At 74.2% G+C, this 14261-nt stretch carries 15 protein-coding genes and 1 riboswitch; of the genes, 8 read left to right on the top strand and 7 right to left on the bottom strand.

Features of this window, described 5'->3' with window-relative positions; genetic code table 11:
- Positions 1 to 97: 97 nt before the first annotated feature.
- The 4 genes from ACYVGT_RS06415 to ACYVGT_RS06430 form a co-directional block, all read right to left on the bottom strand.
- A complete protein-coding gene (locus tag ACYVGT_RS06415; protein WP_460855485.1) occupies positions 98 to 949 on the bottom strand; it encodes an ABC transporter ATP-binding protein in 852 nt (283 codons plus the stop codon).
- Positions 946 to 1980 carry a FecCD family ABC transporter permease gene (locus tag ACYVGT_RS06420; protein WP_460855486.1) on the bottom strand — a complete coding sequence of 345 codons (1035 nt, stop codon included), beginning with the start codon at positions 1978 to 1980 and terminating at the stop codon, positions 946 to 948. The genes ACYVGT_RS06415 and ACYVGT_RS06420 overlap by 4 nt, the downstream gene beginning before the upstream one ends.
- Positions 1977 to 3008, bottom strand: a complete 1032-nt coding sequence (locus ACYVGT_RS06425; protein WP_460855487.1) for an ABC transporter substrate-binding protein — start codon at positions 3006 to 3008, stop codon at positions 1977 to 1979. Before ACYVGT_RS06425 ends, ACYVGT_RS06420 begins: the two co-directional genes overlap by 4 nt.
- A 68-nt stretch (positions 3009 to 3076) precedes the next feature.
- Positions 3077 to 3229, bottom strand: a riboswitch (cobalamin riboswitch).
- 70 nt (positions 3230 to 3299) lie between these two features.
- The gene (locus ACYVGT_RS06430; protein ID WP_460855488.1) at positions 3300 to 4370 is read right to left on the bottom strand and encodes a methyltransferase; all 1071 of its coding nucleotides are present in this window, start codon (positions 4368 to 4370) and stop codon (positions 3300 to 3302) included.
- 173 nt (positions 4371 to 4543) lie between these two features.
- On the opposite strand from ACYVGT_RS06430, the gene ACYVGT_RS06435 reads away from it, so the two are divergent.
- Genes ACYVGT_RS06435 through ACYVGT_RS06445 form a run of 3 tightly spaced genes read left to right on the top strand, consistent with a single transcriptional unit; the run spans position 4544 to position 6117 of the window.
- Entirely contained in the window at positions 4544 to 5098 is a 555-nt protein-coding gene (locus ACYVGT_RS06435; RefSeq protein WP_460855489.1) for a nitroreductase family protein, read from the top strand.
- A complete protein-coding gene (locus tag ACYVGT_RS06440; RefSeq protein WP_460855490.1) occupies positions 5079 to 5399 on the top strand; it encodes a DUF6092 family protein in 321 nt (106 codons plus the stop codon). Before ACYVGT_RS06435 ends, ACYVGT_RS06440 begins: the two co-directional genes overlap by 20 nt.
- Complete coding sequence (locus tag ACYVGT_RS06445) at positions 5383 to 6117, top strand: tRNA-dependent cyclodipeptide synthase (RefSeq protein ID WP_460855491.1); 735 nt, start codon at positions 5383 to 5385, stop codon at positions 6115 to 6117. Before ACYVGT_RS06440 ends, ACYVGT_RS06445 begins: the two co-directional genes overlap by 17 nt.
- A gap of 322 nt (positions 6118 to 6439) precedes the next feature.
- Here the strand turns inward: ACYVGT_RS06445 and ACYVGT_RS06450 are convergent, their stop codons facing one another.
- Positions 6440 to 7471: a methyltransferase gene (locus tag ACYVGT_RS06450; protein ID WP_460855492.1), complete on the bottom strand. Its 1032-nt coding sequence runs from the start codon at positions 7469 to 7471 to the stop codon at positions 6440 to 6442.
- A 132-nt stretch (positions 7472 to 7603) separates the two neighbouring features.
- Positions 7604 to 8347, bottom strand: a complete 744-nt coding sequence (locus tag ACYVGT_RS06455) for an IclR family transcriptional regulator (RefSeq protein ID WP_460855493.1) — start codon at positions 8345 to 8347, stop codon at positions 7604 to 7606.
- 129 nt (positions 8348 to 8476) lie between these two features.
- Between ACYVGT_RS06455 and ACYVGT_RS06460 the strand changes: the two genes are divergently transcribed.
- From ACYVGT_RS06460 to ACYVGT_RS06480, 5 genes are all read left to right on the top strand, one after another.
- Positions 8477 to 8920 (top strand): nuclear transport factor 2 family protein, encoded by a 444-nt coding sequence (locus ACYVGT_RS06460; protein WP_460855494.1) that lies wholly within the window; start codon positions 8477 to 8479, stop codon positions 8918 to 8920.
- Between the two features lie 154 nt (positions 8921 to 9074).
- Positions 9075 to 9923, top strand: a complete 849-nt coding sequence (locus tag ACYVGT_RS06465; protein WP_460855495.1) for an SDR family NAD(P)-dependent oxidoreductase — start codon at positions 9075 to 9077, stop codon at positions 9921 to 9923.
- A complete protein-coding gene (locus ACYVGT_RS06470) occupies positions 9916 to 11343 on the top strand; it encodes an FAD-dependent oxidoreductase (RefSeq protein ID WP_460855496.1) in 1428 nt (475 codons plus the stop codon). Before ACYVGT_RS06465 ends, ACYVGT_RS06470 begins: the two co-directional genes overlap by 8 nt.
- Positions 11344 to 11476: 133 nt before the next feature.
- The gene (locus ACYVGT_RS06475; RefSeq protein WP_460855497.1) at positions 11477 to 12838 is read left to right on the top strand and encodes an MFS transporter; all 1362 of its coding nucleotides are present in this window, start codon (positions 11477 to 11479) and stop codon (positions 12836 to 12838) included.
- 88 nt (positions 12839 to 12926) lie between these two features.
- A complete protein-coding gene (locus ACYVGT_RS06480) occupies positions 12927 to 13742 on the top strand; it encodes an SDR family NAD(P)-dependent oxidoreductase (protein ID WP_460855498.1) in 816 nt (271 codons plus the stop codon).
- A gap of 63 nt (positions 13743 to 13805) precedes the next feature.
- Here the strand turns inward: ACYVGT_RS06480 and ACYVGT_RS06485 are convergent, their stop codons facing one another.
- Complete coding sequence (locus ACYVGT_RS06485) at positions 13806 to 14213, bottom strand: RidA family protein (protein WP_460855499.1); 408 nt, start codon at positions 14211 to 14213, stop codon at positions 13806 to 13808.
- Between the last annotated feature and the right edge of the window lie 48 nt (positions 14214 to 14261).

Genomic DNA, 14261 nt, shown 5'->3' on the forward strand with positions numbered 1-14261 from the left:
ACGGGCCCGGTGGATCCGGCCTCCCCCGAAAGCCCGCAGTGGCAGAGGTTCCCGCCTTCGCGGCCGAGCATAGGCGCCGGCGCCCGCCGCGGCCGCGCTACCCGTCCGGGGTTTCCGGGGAACCCGGGCGGAGGAAGCGGATGACCGGGTGGCCGGGGCCCGGGGCGACCTCGGCGGCGACGCCGTAGACAGCCTGGATCGTGGCGGGGGTGAGGACCTCCGCCGGGGTGCCTTCGGCGACGGCCGTGCCGCGGCGGAGCAGGACCAGCCGGTCGCAGTACATCGCCGCCAGGTTCAGGTCGTGCATGGCGATCACGGTGGTGACCGGCAGGCTCACGACGAGCTCCATCAGGTCGATCTGGTACTGGATGTCGAGGTGGTTGGTCGGCTCGTCGAGAAGCAGCTCGCCCGGCTCCTGGGCCAGCGCCCGCGCGATCTGCGCCCGCTGCCGCTCCCCGCCGGACAGCGTGTGCCAGGACCGCGCCGCCAGCTCGGCCAGCCCGGTCCGCTCCAGGGCCGCGGCGACCGCCGCGCTGTCCGCCTTCGACTGCGGCGTCCAGGCGCGCCGGTGCGGTGTCCGGCCGAGGGCGACCACCTCGCGCACCGTCAGCTCGGTCTGCGTGTGCGCCACCTGCTCGACCGCGGCGATGCGGCGGGCGGCCGCGCGCCGCGGGACCCGGGCGAGCGGGGTGCCGTCGAGCAGTACCGCGCCGCCGGACGGCGCGAGCACCCCGGACAGTGCGCGGAGCAGCGTCGACTTCCCGGACCCGTTCGGGCCCAGCAGGCCGACCGTTTCGCCCGGCCGGGGCGCGAGCGTCACCCCGTCCAGGATCCGCGCGCTGCCGATGCTCCGTTCGACCCGGTCGGCGCGGAGCCCCTGCCCGGCGGCTTCCGGCGGGGGTGCACCGGGGGGCGCTGCGGAATGGGGAGCGGACTCGTGCCGGGTCATGTCATCCTCCGGGACCGGTAGAGCACGGCGATGAAGGCGGGCACGCCGATGAGGGAGGTCATCACGCCGACCGGGATCTCCTGCGGATCGAGCGCGGTGCGCGCCACCGTGTCCACCCAGACGAGGAACACGGCGCCGGCCAGCGCGGCGATCGGCAGCAGCCGGGCGTGGCCCGAGCCGGTGAGGGCACGGGTGGCGTGCGGCAGCACGAGCCCGACGAAGCCGATGGCGCCCGCCGAACTGACCAGCGCCGCGGTGAGCAGCGCGGTCGCGATGAGCAGCAGCAGGCGAGCGCGGGCGACGCGCACGCCGAGCGCGGCCGCGGCTTCCTCGCCGAACGCGAACGCGTCCAGCACCGTGGCGTGGCCGAAGCAGACCGCCAGCACGCCGGCCAGCACGGCGGCGCACAGCACCACGTCGGCCCAGGTGGCGCCGCTGAGCGAGCCGAGCAGCCAGAACAGCACGGCGCGGGTGGTGTCGGAGTCGGCCGAGTTCAGCACGATGAAGGAGGTCAGCGCGGAGAAGAGCTGCATCGCGGCGACACCGGAGAGGACGACGCGGTCTATCGTGGCGCCCAGCGTCTGGGCCAGCAGCACCGTCATGCCGAACGAGAGCATCGCGCCGACGAACGCCCCCATGGAGAGTGATACTGCCCCGGCGCCCCAGCCGAGCACGATCACGGTGACCGCCCCGGTGGAGGCACCCGAGGAGACGCCCAGTACGAACGGGTCGGCCAGCGGGTTGCGCAGGAGCGACTGCATCACCGCGCCGCACACCGCGAGGCCCGCTCCGCACACGGCGGCGAGGATCGTCCGCGGCAGGCGCAGGTCCCACACGATCGCGTCGTGCAGCGCCGACAGCGGGGTCGCGCCGATGCCGAGCCGCGCCGCGGCCGACCGCAGCACCTCGGCGGTGGTGATGTCGGCCGGGCCGATGGTGACCGCGAACGCGCACGAGAGCGCGAGCAGCGCCAGCCCGGCGGCGGCGAGCAGTGCGGTGCGTGTCCCGGACGCGGTGCGGGTGCGGCTCACTTCCCGGCGTCGAGGCCGCGCAGGCCCTCGGCGACCTGCTCGACGCCCTCGACCGTGCGGTAGGAGGGGTTCATCGCCTGCCCGCTGAGCAGGATGTAGCGCTCTTCGCGCACCGCGGTGAGGTCGCGAGTGGCGGCGTTGGACTCCAGGAAGTCGATTTTCGCCGCGGCGCTCTCGGCGGTCTCGGAGTTGCGGGTCAGGTCGCCGAGCACGATCACTTCGGGGTCGCGGTCGGCCACCGTCTCCCAGTTGATCTGCGGCCACTCGTCCGTCGTGTCGTCGAAGGCGTTGTCGGCGCCGAGTGCGCGGGTGATCGCGCCCGGCGCGCCGCAGCAGCCGGCCAGGTAGGGCGACTCGGAGTTGGCGAACCAGTACATGAGCGAGACGCCGGAGGCGTCGGCCTCGTCCGCGGCGGCCGCGACGCGCCCCTCCAGTTCGGCGACCAGCTCGCCGCCGCGCTCCTGGACGCCGAAGACCGCCGCCAGGTCGCGGATCTCGCCGTAGACGTCGTCCAGCTCCAGCGGTTCGGTGCGCGACCCGTCGCCGCCGCTGTCGTTGTCCTTGCCGGCACCGCAGTCGGCGGGGGAGACGTAGGTCGGCACACCGAGCTCGTCGAACCGGTCGCGCTCGGCCACGCCGCCCGGCCCGAGCGTGGAGACGAAGGACGCCGCGACGAAGTCCGGCTCGGACTCCAGCACCTTCTCGAACGACGGCGCGTTCTCGGCCAGCCGCGGCACGCCCTCGTCGGCCGCCTCCAGCTCCTCCGGGAGCGGATCGGTCCAGGTTGCTGTACCGACGACCCGGTCCTGCAGGCCGAGCGCGTACAGGATCTCGGTGGTGCCCTGGTTCAGCGAGACGACCCGCTCCGGCGGGTCGCCGACGGGCACCTCGTGCCCGCAGTTCTCGATGGTCTCGGCTGCGTCGGGCGTACCGGATCCGCCCTCGGGCGCCGAGCACGCGGCCAGTAGCAGCACGGGCGCCAGCACAGCAGCGCGCGCCCGGTTCGGGCAGGACAGGGGAGAGGGCATGGCGGCGCCTTCGGTCGGGGCCCATTCGCGGAGCCGGACAGCTTGCTCACCCTCCGCGGCGCGGAGGCGCCAGCGGGTCTTCGGACTCGGGTTCTCCCAGACGGAGCGCCTTCCCAGGCCAGCAGCCCAGTGGCATCGTGCCCCGCCCGTCCCCCTCACCGCTGCGCGTCAGTTCCGGACTCCCACCGGATTCCCCGACCACACACTGTGGCGCGACTGGCCGCGCCAGCGTAGCAATCCGCCTCCGCCCCGTTTCCGCCCGGTCTGACGGGCTCCGCCGAGACGCCCCGATCAGGCAGGCACCCCCTCCACCACGCTCACCCCCGTGCAGTCGGTGATGCCGGTGAGGCGGAAGCCGGCGGTGGTGAGGAGGGTGGTGAATTCGGTGGGGGTGCGCTGCTTGCCGCCGCAGTGGGCGAGCATGCTGAGGTCCATGAACGTGGCGGTTCGGGCCGGGGCCGCCTCCTCGGGCACCACCACTTCGGCGAGGAGGAGGCGGCCGCCGGTGTCCATGGCGTCGCGGCAGTGGGCGAGGATCCGGGCGGAGTCGGCGTCGTTCCAGTTGTGGATGACGCTGGCGAGCAGGTAGGCGTCGCCGCCTTCGGGGACGCGCGTGCAGAAGTCGCCGCCCTCGACGCGGAAGCGGCCGGCCAGCTCGGGCTGGGCGAGTAGCGGGTCGGGTTCGGCGATGACTTCGGGGCGGTCGTAGAGCACGCCGGACAGGTGCGGGTAGGCCGTGAGGAGCATGGCGAGCAGGCGGCCCCGGCCGCCGCCGACGTCGACCAGCCGGTGCACGCCGCCGAAGTCGAATTCGGCGGCCAGCGAGCGGGTGATCTGGGCCGAGATGTCGGTCATGCCCTGGTCGAAGAGGGCGGCGTCGCGCGGGTGGCTGCGCATGTGCTCCCAGACCGGTGCGCCGTGCACGTCGGCGAACACGGGGCCGCCGCTGCGCACCGCGTCGGCGAGGTGCGCCATGGTGGCGCGTTCGGCGCGGCTGCCCACCCAGCGGGCGTAGTTGCGCAGTGAGTCAGGCGCGTCGGTGCGCAGCGCGCGGCCGGTGTCCGTCAGCGCGAAGCACCGGCCGGGGTGCTCCTCGACGATGTCCAGGTCCGCGCAGGCCCGGAGCAGGCGGTGGAGCGCATCGGTGTCCGCGCCGACCTGCGCGGCGAGGTCGGCGACCGGTGCGGGGCGGTCCGACATCGCGTCGGCGACGCCGAGGTCGGCGGCCGCGGTGACGGCGGCGGCCACCCAGCTCGCGGTGGCGAGGTCGAAGATGCGCAGGGCCGCGCCGCTGAGCGGGGCGGCGTCCGCGCGGCCCTTCGGGGACGCTGCGGCGGACGGGGCAGAGGGAGAGTGCGGCACGGGAGGCGGCGGCCTTTCCGGTGAGTGGCTCGGCTGGTCCTGGCGGGTTCCGGCTGCCCGCAGCCACCCGCGGGAGGGCGCTGGACGGCCGGTTGGCGGGAGAACGCCCCGGGGGCAGGCCGCGTCAGTATATTACTCTCCGGATTCATTCAGATTCAGAGAGTGGGGAGTTCGTGGGGAAGTCCGATCTTCGGACCGAAGCCGACCCGGACGCGGGCGAGCAGGCGCTCCGCGTCCTGGCCACGCGGCGCGCGGTGCGCGCCTTCAGCGGACAGGCAGTGGACGACGCGCTCGTGGCGCCGCTGCTCAACGCCGCGGTCGCCGCGCCGTCGGCCTCCAACAAGCAGGCGTGGGCGTTCGTATCGGTGCGTCGACCGCGGACGCTGAAGCTGCTGCGCGCGTTTGCGCCCGGCATCATCGAGCCGCCGCCGATGGTGGTCGCCGCCTGTTTCGACCGGTCGCGGTCGGTCGGCGGCGGCGCCTGGGACGAGGGGATGCTCTGCGTCGCGATGGCGGTACAGAACCTGCTCCTGGCGGCGCACGCGCTCGGCCTCGGCGGATGCCCCACGGCGAGCTTCCGCAGGGAACCCGTGCGCCGCTTCCTGGGCCTTCCCGCCCGTATCGAGCCCCTCCTCCTGGTGACGGTCGGCTACCCGGCCCGCCCGCCGGAGGCGGCACCCCGACGCGACCACAGCGAGGTGATCAGCCATGAGTACTGGGGCGAATGAGCCGCCGGAGGCCACCGAGGAGCTGCTGCTTCTCGCGGCCTACCTGGTGAGCAGCAGCCGCGGCCTGCTGGAGGAGCCCGCCGACTACGGTCCGCTGCGCTGCCTGGACGCCGCGCGGCGGGTGCTCGCGCTGCGGGCGTCGCTGGGCGGACCGGAGGGCGCAGACCTGGCGGCGGTGCGCGAGCGGCTGGACGGCGTCATGTGCGGGGCCATGGCAGACCGCGACCTGCGCACCCTGCTCGACGAGGCGTGCGACCGGCTCGCCGCCGCAGCTGAGGAGCCCGGTGCCGTCACCGCCTGAGGCCGTCGGTGCGCTGACCGCGGGGGAGCTCGTCGCCCGCCCGTTCAGCCCCGAGTGCGCGCGCCTGGCCGTCCGCGGCGACCACGCCCTCATCGGGATCAGCGCCGGGAACGGCTACTTCACCCAGGACCGGCTCGCCGGCCTGCTGCACTGGACCGGGCACCGGTTCGCCCGCGTCGACCTCCTCTACGCGGACCTGCACGTCGCCGCCATGCACCGCGCGGACGGCGCCGACCCGCAGCAGGCGGAGAAGAAGGCGGCGCGGGCGCTGCGGGACGTCCGGCGCCGGATCCGCAGGGCGATGGAGGCGGCGGAGAAGGTACCGGCCCGCGTCCGCGCCGTCGCCCTGTCCGAGATCGCCGGCCTCCCCGGCTACCGGGCGGCCGCCGACCGCATCGACCGGCGGATCGACGAGGACCCGCGGGTGCGCCACGCGTGCGAAGAGCACGTGCGGACCGTGCTGGACTGCGCGCCGGATTCGGCGGAGGCGCGGTTCCGCGCGGGCTGGGACTACCTCCGCGCGGAGCTTCCGATCCTGCTGCGCACCCCCGAGGTGCTCGGCGTCGAGTCCTCGGTCTGCTGCTACCACGAGCAGCTGCCGATCCTCGCCGGCCTGCACGGAGACGCGTCCTTCCACCCCGGGCAGGGGCACGTGATCATCCGTCCCGCGGAGAGCGGGGCCCGGGACGCCGCGCCCGTCCCGAACTCCGGGGCCTGACCGTCGGCGTAGGGGTTTGTGCACAGCGGGGGCGGGCGGAGGCGGGCAGCGGCGCCCGCCTCCGCTCTGGCGGGAGCGGCCTCGCTATCCCTGCGGCGGTTCGCCCGGAGCGCGGAGCCGCGGCGCCCATCGCAGGCTCCGAGGTTGGACCGGCCAACCGAGGACGAACTCGGAGTCCTGCCCGGCACCTGGACGGTCGGGCTACGACGCCGCTGGCTGACCGGCGAAGGGCGGCAGGGCGCCAGGGCAGGCCGGCGGGCGCGCTCCGAGCGCCCGCCGGCGCGCCCCGCCTACCGTCAAGGGCGGAGAGCGGGCGGCCCGGTCAGACCGGCCGCACGTCCATCACCGCTTCCGCCTCCCGGACGGGGTGGACGGAGTGCAGCGCGAGTCCGGCCGACGCGAAGAGCGGCGCGTACTCCTCGGCGGACCGCAGCGGCGCGCCGTACAGCACGAACATGCTGAGGCCCATCGCCTCCAGGTAGGGGTCCGGCGCGGCGCGGTCCGGCAGGTGCCCGGCGATGAGCAGGCGCGACGACGGCTCCATCGCGGCGCGCACGGTCCGGAGGATCTCCGCGGCGGACCGGTCCGGCCAGTTCTGGAGCACGCGCACCATCAGGTAGACGTCGGCGCCGGCCGGGACGGCGTCGAAGAAGCTGCCGCCCACCACCGTGCAGCGGTCGGCGACGCCCGCGTCGTGCAGGACCGGCGCCGCGCCCTCCACCGCGGAGGGCAGGTCGAAGAGGATGCCGCGGGCGGCCGGCCGGTCGCGCAGCAGGCCGGTGAGGGCGGCGCCGTCGCCGCCGCCGAGGTCGGCGATGGCGGCGTCGGCGGGGATGTCGATGCCCTGCAGCAGCGCAGCGCCGGGCGCCGAGGCGTTCATCGCGCGGTGGAACACGGCGGCCGGTTCGGGATGGTCGTCCAGGTAGCCGAAGAGCTCCTGGCCGGTCGTCAGTTCGAACGCCGAGCGGTCTGAGCGCACCGCGTCGCCGAGGCGCGTCCAAGCGCGGAAGAAGTCGCCGTAGGTGCACCACCGGAACAGGTCGCTCAGCCCGCGCGGGTGGTCGGCGCGCAGCACGCTGCCGGCGGCGGTCAGCCGGTAGGTGCCGGGCGGCTCCTCGGCGACCAGGCCCGCGGCCGCGCCCGCGCGCAGTACGACCCGGAGCCGCCCGGCCTCGGCGTCGGCGTCCTCCGCCAGCTCCTCGGCCGTCCGCGGCCCGTCCGCGAGCCGCTCCACCGCGCCGAGTTCGACCAGCGCCGACACGCCGTGGATCAGCATCGCCGACGCCACGATCCCGTGCAGCGCGCCCGCCGCGCCCGCGTCCTCGGCTGCCTCGTCCGCCTGCACACTCGTCACGTCCGGCTCCTCCGCTCGGCCTGTACCGCTACCGAGAGCGACGATGCCACTCCGGCGCGGCCCGCGGGCCCTTTTCGCCGGCAACGAACGGCGTCCGCGCGCGGTCCGGGCAGAGGGCAGGCGGTCAGCGCGTCACCGCCCGTGCGTCGCCTGCCCGATGCGCCGCGCGGCCGCGACCACCGCGCGCCCGAGGGGTTCGGGATCGCCCAGTTCGAGGACGGAGAGGCCGACGCTGGCCACCGGCTTCCCGCCCCGGCCGGGCACCGGCGCGGAGATGCCGGTGACCGCGTTGGTGACCTCCGCGTGGGAGACGGCGTAGCCGTGCACGCGGGCCGCGCGCACCTCGTCCCGCTCGCCGTCGCGCTCGGGCAGCGCCGCCAGCAGGGCGAGCCCGGCCGAGCCCTGGTCGAGCGGGTCGACGCGGCCCGCCTGGAAGGCGATGTGGGCAGCTGCTCCGCGGGGTTCGACCACCAGCAGCGCCCGCGCCTCGGCATCGCCCTCGGGCACGACGAGGTGCGCGGTGGCGCCCTGCTCCTCGGCGAGGTCGGTGAGGACGGGCCGGGCGACCGTGCGCAGGTCGGTCTCGACCGCTTCGGAGAGTGCGATCAGGCCCGGGCCGAGGGCGATGCGCTTGAACGCGTCGCGCTTGCAGAGCCGGTGCTCTTCGAGGGTGCGCACGAGCCGGTGCGCGACCGTGCGGTGCACGCCCAGGCGGTCGGCGATCTCGGTGACCGACAGTCCGTGCGGGTGCTGGCCGAGGAGCTCAAGCACCTGGATCCCGTTGTGCAGGGTCTTGGAGATGGGGGCTTTGGCGGCGGGGGGCGCGGCGGGCGCCGTCGCGGCGGAGGGGCCGCTTTCGCCGTGAGCTGGGGGCATCTGGCTCCTTTCGCACCGTGAACCTACACCTCACCCCTTGACCCCGGTGACGTGGCACACGTACGTTAACTCTTAATTGCACGCCTAGTGCGATTATCGCACATATTTGCACGGGGTTGAGGGGGAGCGATGGAGACGTGGCTGGCGGAAGCCGCACGTATCGCCGTGATCCAGCAGTTCTACGCGCGCCAGGCACGGCTCATCGACACCGGCCGGGCCGCCGAGTGGGCCGCCACCTTCACGGAGGACGGCGCGTTCCACTCGCCGACCTACGGCGCCCCCGTCACCGGCCGGGCCGCGCTGCAGGCGTTCGCCGAGCGGTTCACGGCCTCGGCCGCGGACGCCGGCGAGGTGCACCGGCACGTGGTCACCAACGTCGAGGTCGCCGAGACCGGCTCCGCAGCGGCGCGCGCCGAGGCCTACCTGCAGATTGTCGCCACCGGACCCGGCGGCGCCGTACGCACCCTCCGGTTCACCACCTTCGCCGACCGCCTGGAGTGGGCGGACGGCGCCTGGCGGGTCGCCCGGCGCGACGTGCACCGCGACGACCAGCAGCTACCGGCGGCGTCCTGACGGCGTCCCGGTGCCGGCGGGCGAATCCCCACGAGGCCCGCTGAGACGCGGCCCCGAACGCCCGGCAGCAGGCACCCAGCGCACCAGGGCGGCCCCACCTCCCGACGTGCGTTCCACCATTCGCCATCCCCACCGCCTGAGAAAGGCCCGCAGCATGTCTGAGTTCGTGTCCCATCCCGAGAGCGCCGGACCGGCCCGCGTCGTCGACCGGCCCGTCACCGCCATCCACCCGGAGATGGCGGGCCGCACCGCCGTCGTCACCGGCGGCGCGCGCGGCATGGGGCGCAGCTTCACCCGGGCCCTGGCCGCCCGCGGCGTGAACGTGCTGGCCGCCGACATCGACGACGCCGCGATGAAGGAGACCGCCGAGGCGCTCAACACCGAGCTCGCCGCTGCCGCCGCGGACGGCACCCCGCCCGGCCGCATCGCCGCCCGCCGCATCGACGTCGTCGACCCCGACCAGCACGAGGAGACCGCGCAGGCGGCCCGGGACGAGTTCGGCTCGCTCAACTACTGGGTCAACAACGCCGGCGTCTTCCCGTTCGCCCTGGTCGGTGAAGTCAGCAGCGCGCAGATGTCGTCGGTGCTGGACGTCAACGTGCAGGGCGTCCTGCACGGAGCGCAGGCCGCCGCGCGGCACATGCAGCCCGGCGGCGCCATCGTCAACATGTCCTCGGTGTCGGCCGTGCGGGTGCGCCGGGGCCGCGCCGCCTACTGCGCCTCCAAGGCCGCCGTCGCCCACCTCACCGAGTCGCTCGCGGTGGAGCTCGGCGACCAGGGGCTGCGGGTCAACGCCATCGCGCCCGGCTTCATCGACACCGAGATGACCCGCTGGCTGCAGGACGACCCCGAAGCGCTCGAAGCCGCCCTGGACTCGGTGCCGCTGCACCGGGTCGGCTCGCCGGAAGAGGTCGTCGGCGTGCTGCTCTTCCTGCTCTCCGACAGCAGCCGCTACGTCACCGGCCACAGCATCGCGGTCGACGGGGGGTCCCGCCATGTCTGAGCCGGCGCACCCGGAGGCGGCGGCCGACGTCGTGGTGGTCGGCGGCGGCGGCGCCGGACTGGCAGCAGCCGCGACGGCGGCCGCGGCGGGCGCGTCGGTGCTGCTCTTCGAGTCCGAGGAGGTCCTCGGCGGCTCCACCCAGCTCTCGGCGGGCCTGTTCACCGCCGCCGGGACCGCGGTCCAGCAGGGCGTCGGCGTCGAGGACACCGTCGAGCGCTTCTACCAGCACTACATGGACCTCAACCACTGGATGCTGGAGCCCGGCCTCATCCGCACGTTCTGCGAGAACGCCGGCCCCACCGTCGAGTGGCTGGTCGGCCTCGGGGTGGAGATCCCCGCCCGGGTCTCCACCAACGCGCACATGCCCGGCCTCACCCAGGCCGGCGTGGAGGACGCCTGGCGCGGCCACGTCCCCAAAGACCAGGGGCTCGGCCTGGTCGAGGTGCTGGCGGCGGCCTGCCGCCGCGCCGGCGCCGAGATCGTCGTCAACACCCGGGTGGAGCGGCTGGTGACCGACGGCGGCCGGGTTGCCGGCGTCGTCGCCGACGGCGTCGAGGTCCGGGCGGGCGCCGTGGTGGTGGCGTCCGGCGGCTTCGCCCAGGACGAGGAGCTGCTGAAGCAGCACTATCCCGACGCGTTCGCCGCCGGCGAGCACGCCTTCGCCGTCGCCGCGCCGGGCAGCAAGGGCGACCACATGCGCTTCGGCGAGCAGGTGGACGCCTCCATCGCCGGCTCCGGCTGGGGGCTGCTGCTGCCCACCGCCTACTTCCAGCGGCAGCACCACTGGCAGTCCGGCTTCCCACCGCCGTCCCGCGTCTACGTCAACTCCGCGGGCCGCCGGTTCATGGACGAGGACGCCTCCTATGCGGTGTCCACCGGCATCATGGCCGCCCAGGGCGGCCCGGTGTGGTGCGTCTTCGACGAGCGGGCCCGCCGCGGCCTGCCCGCCGGCTACTCCGACTGGACGCCCGAGCGCATCGCCGAGGAGGCCGCAGCCGGGCGCACGCTCACCGCGGACACACTGGACGGCCTCGCGGAGCTGATGGGGGTGCCCGCCGACGCGTTCGGCGCCACCCTGCGCACGTGGAACGAGCAGCTCCCGGCCGGGCGGGACGACCGGTTCCTCCGGCACGAGGCGCTGGCCGCGAAGGGCAAGAGCGCGCCCGACCCGATCGCCGAAGGGCCGTTCTACGCGGCGCGGATGCTCCCCAACGAGCTGGTCTGCACGCACGCCGGCCTGCAGATCGGCGCCGACGCCGGGGTCCTCGACCGCACCGGGGCGCCCGTCCCGGGACTCTACGCCGCGGGCGAGGCCGGAGCCGGCGTGCTCGGGCTCCGCTACGTGGGCGGCGGCAACGCCGTCGCCAACGCCCTGACCATGGGCCGCATCGCCGGCCGGGAAGCCGCCGCGCGGGGCTGACACTCCTGCGCAGCACCACCCGCTTCCCGCACCGGACCACCGCAGCACCCCACCCCCCACCCACCCCCGCGGGCGGACCGCCGCATCCCCACGAGGGCGGTCCGCCCGAGTCCCACTGCCGCAAGGAGGCAGCATGTCGCTGGACCAGCGCCCGGACGGAGCCGCAGACGGCCCCGCGCCGGAGAGCACGCCCGGGACCGCCGCGGCGCCCGGCGCCGAGGGCGGCTTCCGCGCCCGCCTGAAGGTCATCCGCGCCGCCGTGCTCGGCACGGTCGTGGAGTACTACGACTTCGGCATCTACGGCTACATGGCCACCTTCGTGGCCGCGCTCTTCTTCGTCGACGACGATCCGGCGGCGGCGCTCCTCGGCACGTTCGCCGCGTTCGCGGTCGCCTTCTTCATGCGGGTGCCCGGCGGCATCTTCTTCGGCCACATCGGCGACAAGTACGGCCGCAAGAAGGCGCTCTCCTGGACGATCCTGCTGATGGTCCTGGCCACCGCCCTCATCGGCGTGCTGCCCAACTACTTCACGCTGGGCGTGTGGGCCACCGCTCTGCTCGTGCTCTGCCGCTGTCTGCAGGGCTTCGCGGCAGGCGGCGAGCTGGGCGGCGCCAACGCGTTCGTCGCCGAGTCGGCGCCGGCCAAGTGGCGCGCCACCCAGACGTCGCTGGTCAACTCCGGCACCTACCTGGGCTCGCTGTTCGCGTCGCTGGTGGCGCTGGCCGCCACCTCGGTCTTCACCGAGCAGCAGATGCTCGACTGGGCCTGGCGGATCCCGTTCCTGCTGAGCCTGCCGATCGGCATCATCGGCCTCTACATCCGCAGCCACCTGGACGACACGCCCCAGTTCAAGGAGCTCTCCGAACAGGGCGAGACCGAGAAGCTGCCGGTCAAGAAGCTGCTGAAGACCAACTGGCGGTCCGTCCTCGTCATCATCTGCCTCGGCGCGGTCATCACCGGCGGCTACTACATCGTCTCGGTCTACGCGGCCACCTACCTGCAGACCACGGCGGGGCACTCGTCCCAGCTCGCGTTCGGGTCGACCGCGGTGGCGATGGTGGTGGGCGTCGCGACGCTGCCGGCCGCCGGCTACCTCGCCGACGTGCTCGGCCGCCGGAAGGTGCTGTTCATCGGCAGCATCGGTGCGGCGGTCGCGGGCGTGCCGATGTTCATGATGATGTCGGCCGGACCGGCGTGGGCGGCGGTCGTCGGCCAGTCGGTGCTGTTCGTCTTCGTCTCGGTCGTCAACGGCGCCTCGTTCGTCACCTACGCCGAGATGCTCGGCGCGTCCACCCGCTACAGCGGCATCGCGCTCGGCAACAACGTCACGAACACGCTGCTGGGCGGCACGGCGCCGTTCGTCGCCACCTGGCTGATCAGCGCCACCGGCTATGCGCTGGCGCCGGCCGGCTACTTCGTCTTCACCGCCCTGGTCACGCTCGCCGCCGTCTTCTTCGTGAAGGAGACCCGCGGCACCGAGCTGCGCATCGACTAGCGGGCCGGGCCCGGCCGCGGGGGCGGCTGGGCCCGCAGCCGGCAGTGCATCGGGCGAATGCGGGCGGCTGCCCGCGGAGGAGGCAGTGGTGACGGAAGCGGAGTTGGAGTCGGAGATGCCGCAGCACGGAATGGTCGGGCGGACGGTCCTGGTGACCGGTGCCGCGAGCGGCATGGGCCGCGCGGAGTCGGTTGCGCTGGCCGCGCAGGGAGCCCGCGTCTGGATGGCGGATCTGGACGGGGAGCGGGCGGCGGAGGCCGCCGCGGAGATCGCCGAGACCGGCGGGAGCGCGCGGGCGGCTGCGCTGGACGTGGCCGACCCGGACGGCTGGCGCGCGCTGCACGACCGCATCGCGGAGGAGGACGGTGCGCTGCACGGGCTGGTGAACAACGCCGGCGTCAGCCACCGGTTCGGGATCACCGCGACCGAAGACGCCGACTGGCGGCGGGTCCTCGACGTCAACCTGTCCAGCGTCTTCTACGGCATGAAGTACATGGCGCCGCTGCTGTGCGCCGCCGAGTCGGCGTCGGTGGTGAACGTGTCGTCGATCGCCGGTATGACCGGCTACTTCTCGGCCGGCTACGCGGCCAGCAAGTGGGGCGTGCGCGGGCTGAGTAAGACGGCGGCCATGGAGTTCGCCGACGCCGGGGTCCGGGTGAACTCGCTGCATCCGGGGCTGGTGGAGACGCCGCTGCTCAACTCGGGGTCGTCGGACTTCGTGGCGGCGAGCCTCCGCTCGGTGCCGGCCGGCCGCACGGCGTCCCCGGAGGAATTGGCCGCCACGGTGCTGTACCTGCTCTCGGACGCTTCGCGCTACGTGACGGGCACCGAGATCGTGGTGGACGGCGGTCTGACGTCGGGCGGGCTTTACCACCGGATCCTCGACGACCTCGCGGCCGGTTAGTCGGTCGGGGGCCCGGCCGGGCCCCCGACCGGCCGAGCCCCCGATGGGAGGGGCCCTGGGTGCTCAGTCGAGGACCGCCGTCGCCTCGACCTCCACCAGGTGCTCCGGGACGTCCAGCGCGGAGACGCCGATCACCGAGATCGGCGGGACCGGCCTGCTGCCCAGCATTTTGGCCGCCCGGTCCAGGCCTTCTTCGAGCACCGGCATCTGGTCCGGGGTCCAGTCGACGACGTAGACCTTCAGTCGGGCCACGTCGTCGAAGGTGGCGCCGGCTGCGGCCAGCGCGGTCGCAACGTTGCGGTAGGTGTGCTCGATCTGGGCGGCGAGGTCCCCGGGGGCGACCGCGGTTCCGTTCTCGTCCCAGGAGACCTGCCCGGAGACGGACACGAGCTTCGACCCGGTCGCGATCGACACGTGTTCGTAGAGGTGGTTCTTCGGCAGTCCGTCGGGAGACATCAGTGTGATGGCCATGCTGTCCTCGCCTCGTTCTCTCTCTTGCGGTTACTCGGAAACCGTAGG

This window comes from Nocardiopsis coralliicola (assembly GCF_054779695.1).

Coding starts and splice junctions, on each gene's coding strand:
- ACYVGT_RS06415 (WP_460855485.1), bottom strand. CDS start 949: ATGACCCGGCACGAGTCCGCTCCCCATTCCGCAGCGCCCCCCGGTGCA.
- ACYVGT_RS06425 (WP_460855487.1), bottom strand. CDS start 3,008: ATGCCCTCTCCCCTGTCCTGCCCGAACCGGGCGCGCGCTGCTGTGCTG.
- ACYVGT_RS06440 (WP_460855490.1), top strand. CDS start 5,079: ATGAGTACTGGGGCGAATGAGCCGCCGGAGGCCACCGAGGAGCTGCTG.
- ACYVGT_RS06455 (WP_460855493.1), bottom strand. CDS start 8,347: ATGCCCCCAGCTCACGGCGAAAGCGGCCCCTCCGCCGCGACGGCGCCC.
- ACYVGT_RS06460 (WP_460855494.1), top strand. CDS start 8,477: ATGGAGACGTGGCTGGCGGAAGCCGCACGTATCGCCGTGATCCAGCAG.
- ACYVGT_RS06465 (WP_460855495.1), top strand. CDS start 9,075: ATGTCTGAGTTCGTGTCCCATCCCGAGAGCGCCGGACCGGCCCGCGTC.
- ACYVGT_RS06470 (WP_460855496.1), top strand. CDS start 9,916: ATGTCTGAGCCGGCGCACCCGGAGGCGGCGGCCGACGTCGTGGTGGTC.
- ACYVGT_RS06475 (WP_460855497.1), top strand. CDS start 11,477: ATGTCGCTGGACCAGCGCCCGGACGGAGCCGCAGACGGCCCCGCGCCG.
- ACYVGT_RS06485 (WP_460855499.1), bottom strand. CDS start 14,213: ATGGCCATCACACTGATGTCTCCCGACGGACTGCCGAAGAACCACCTC.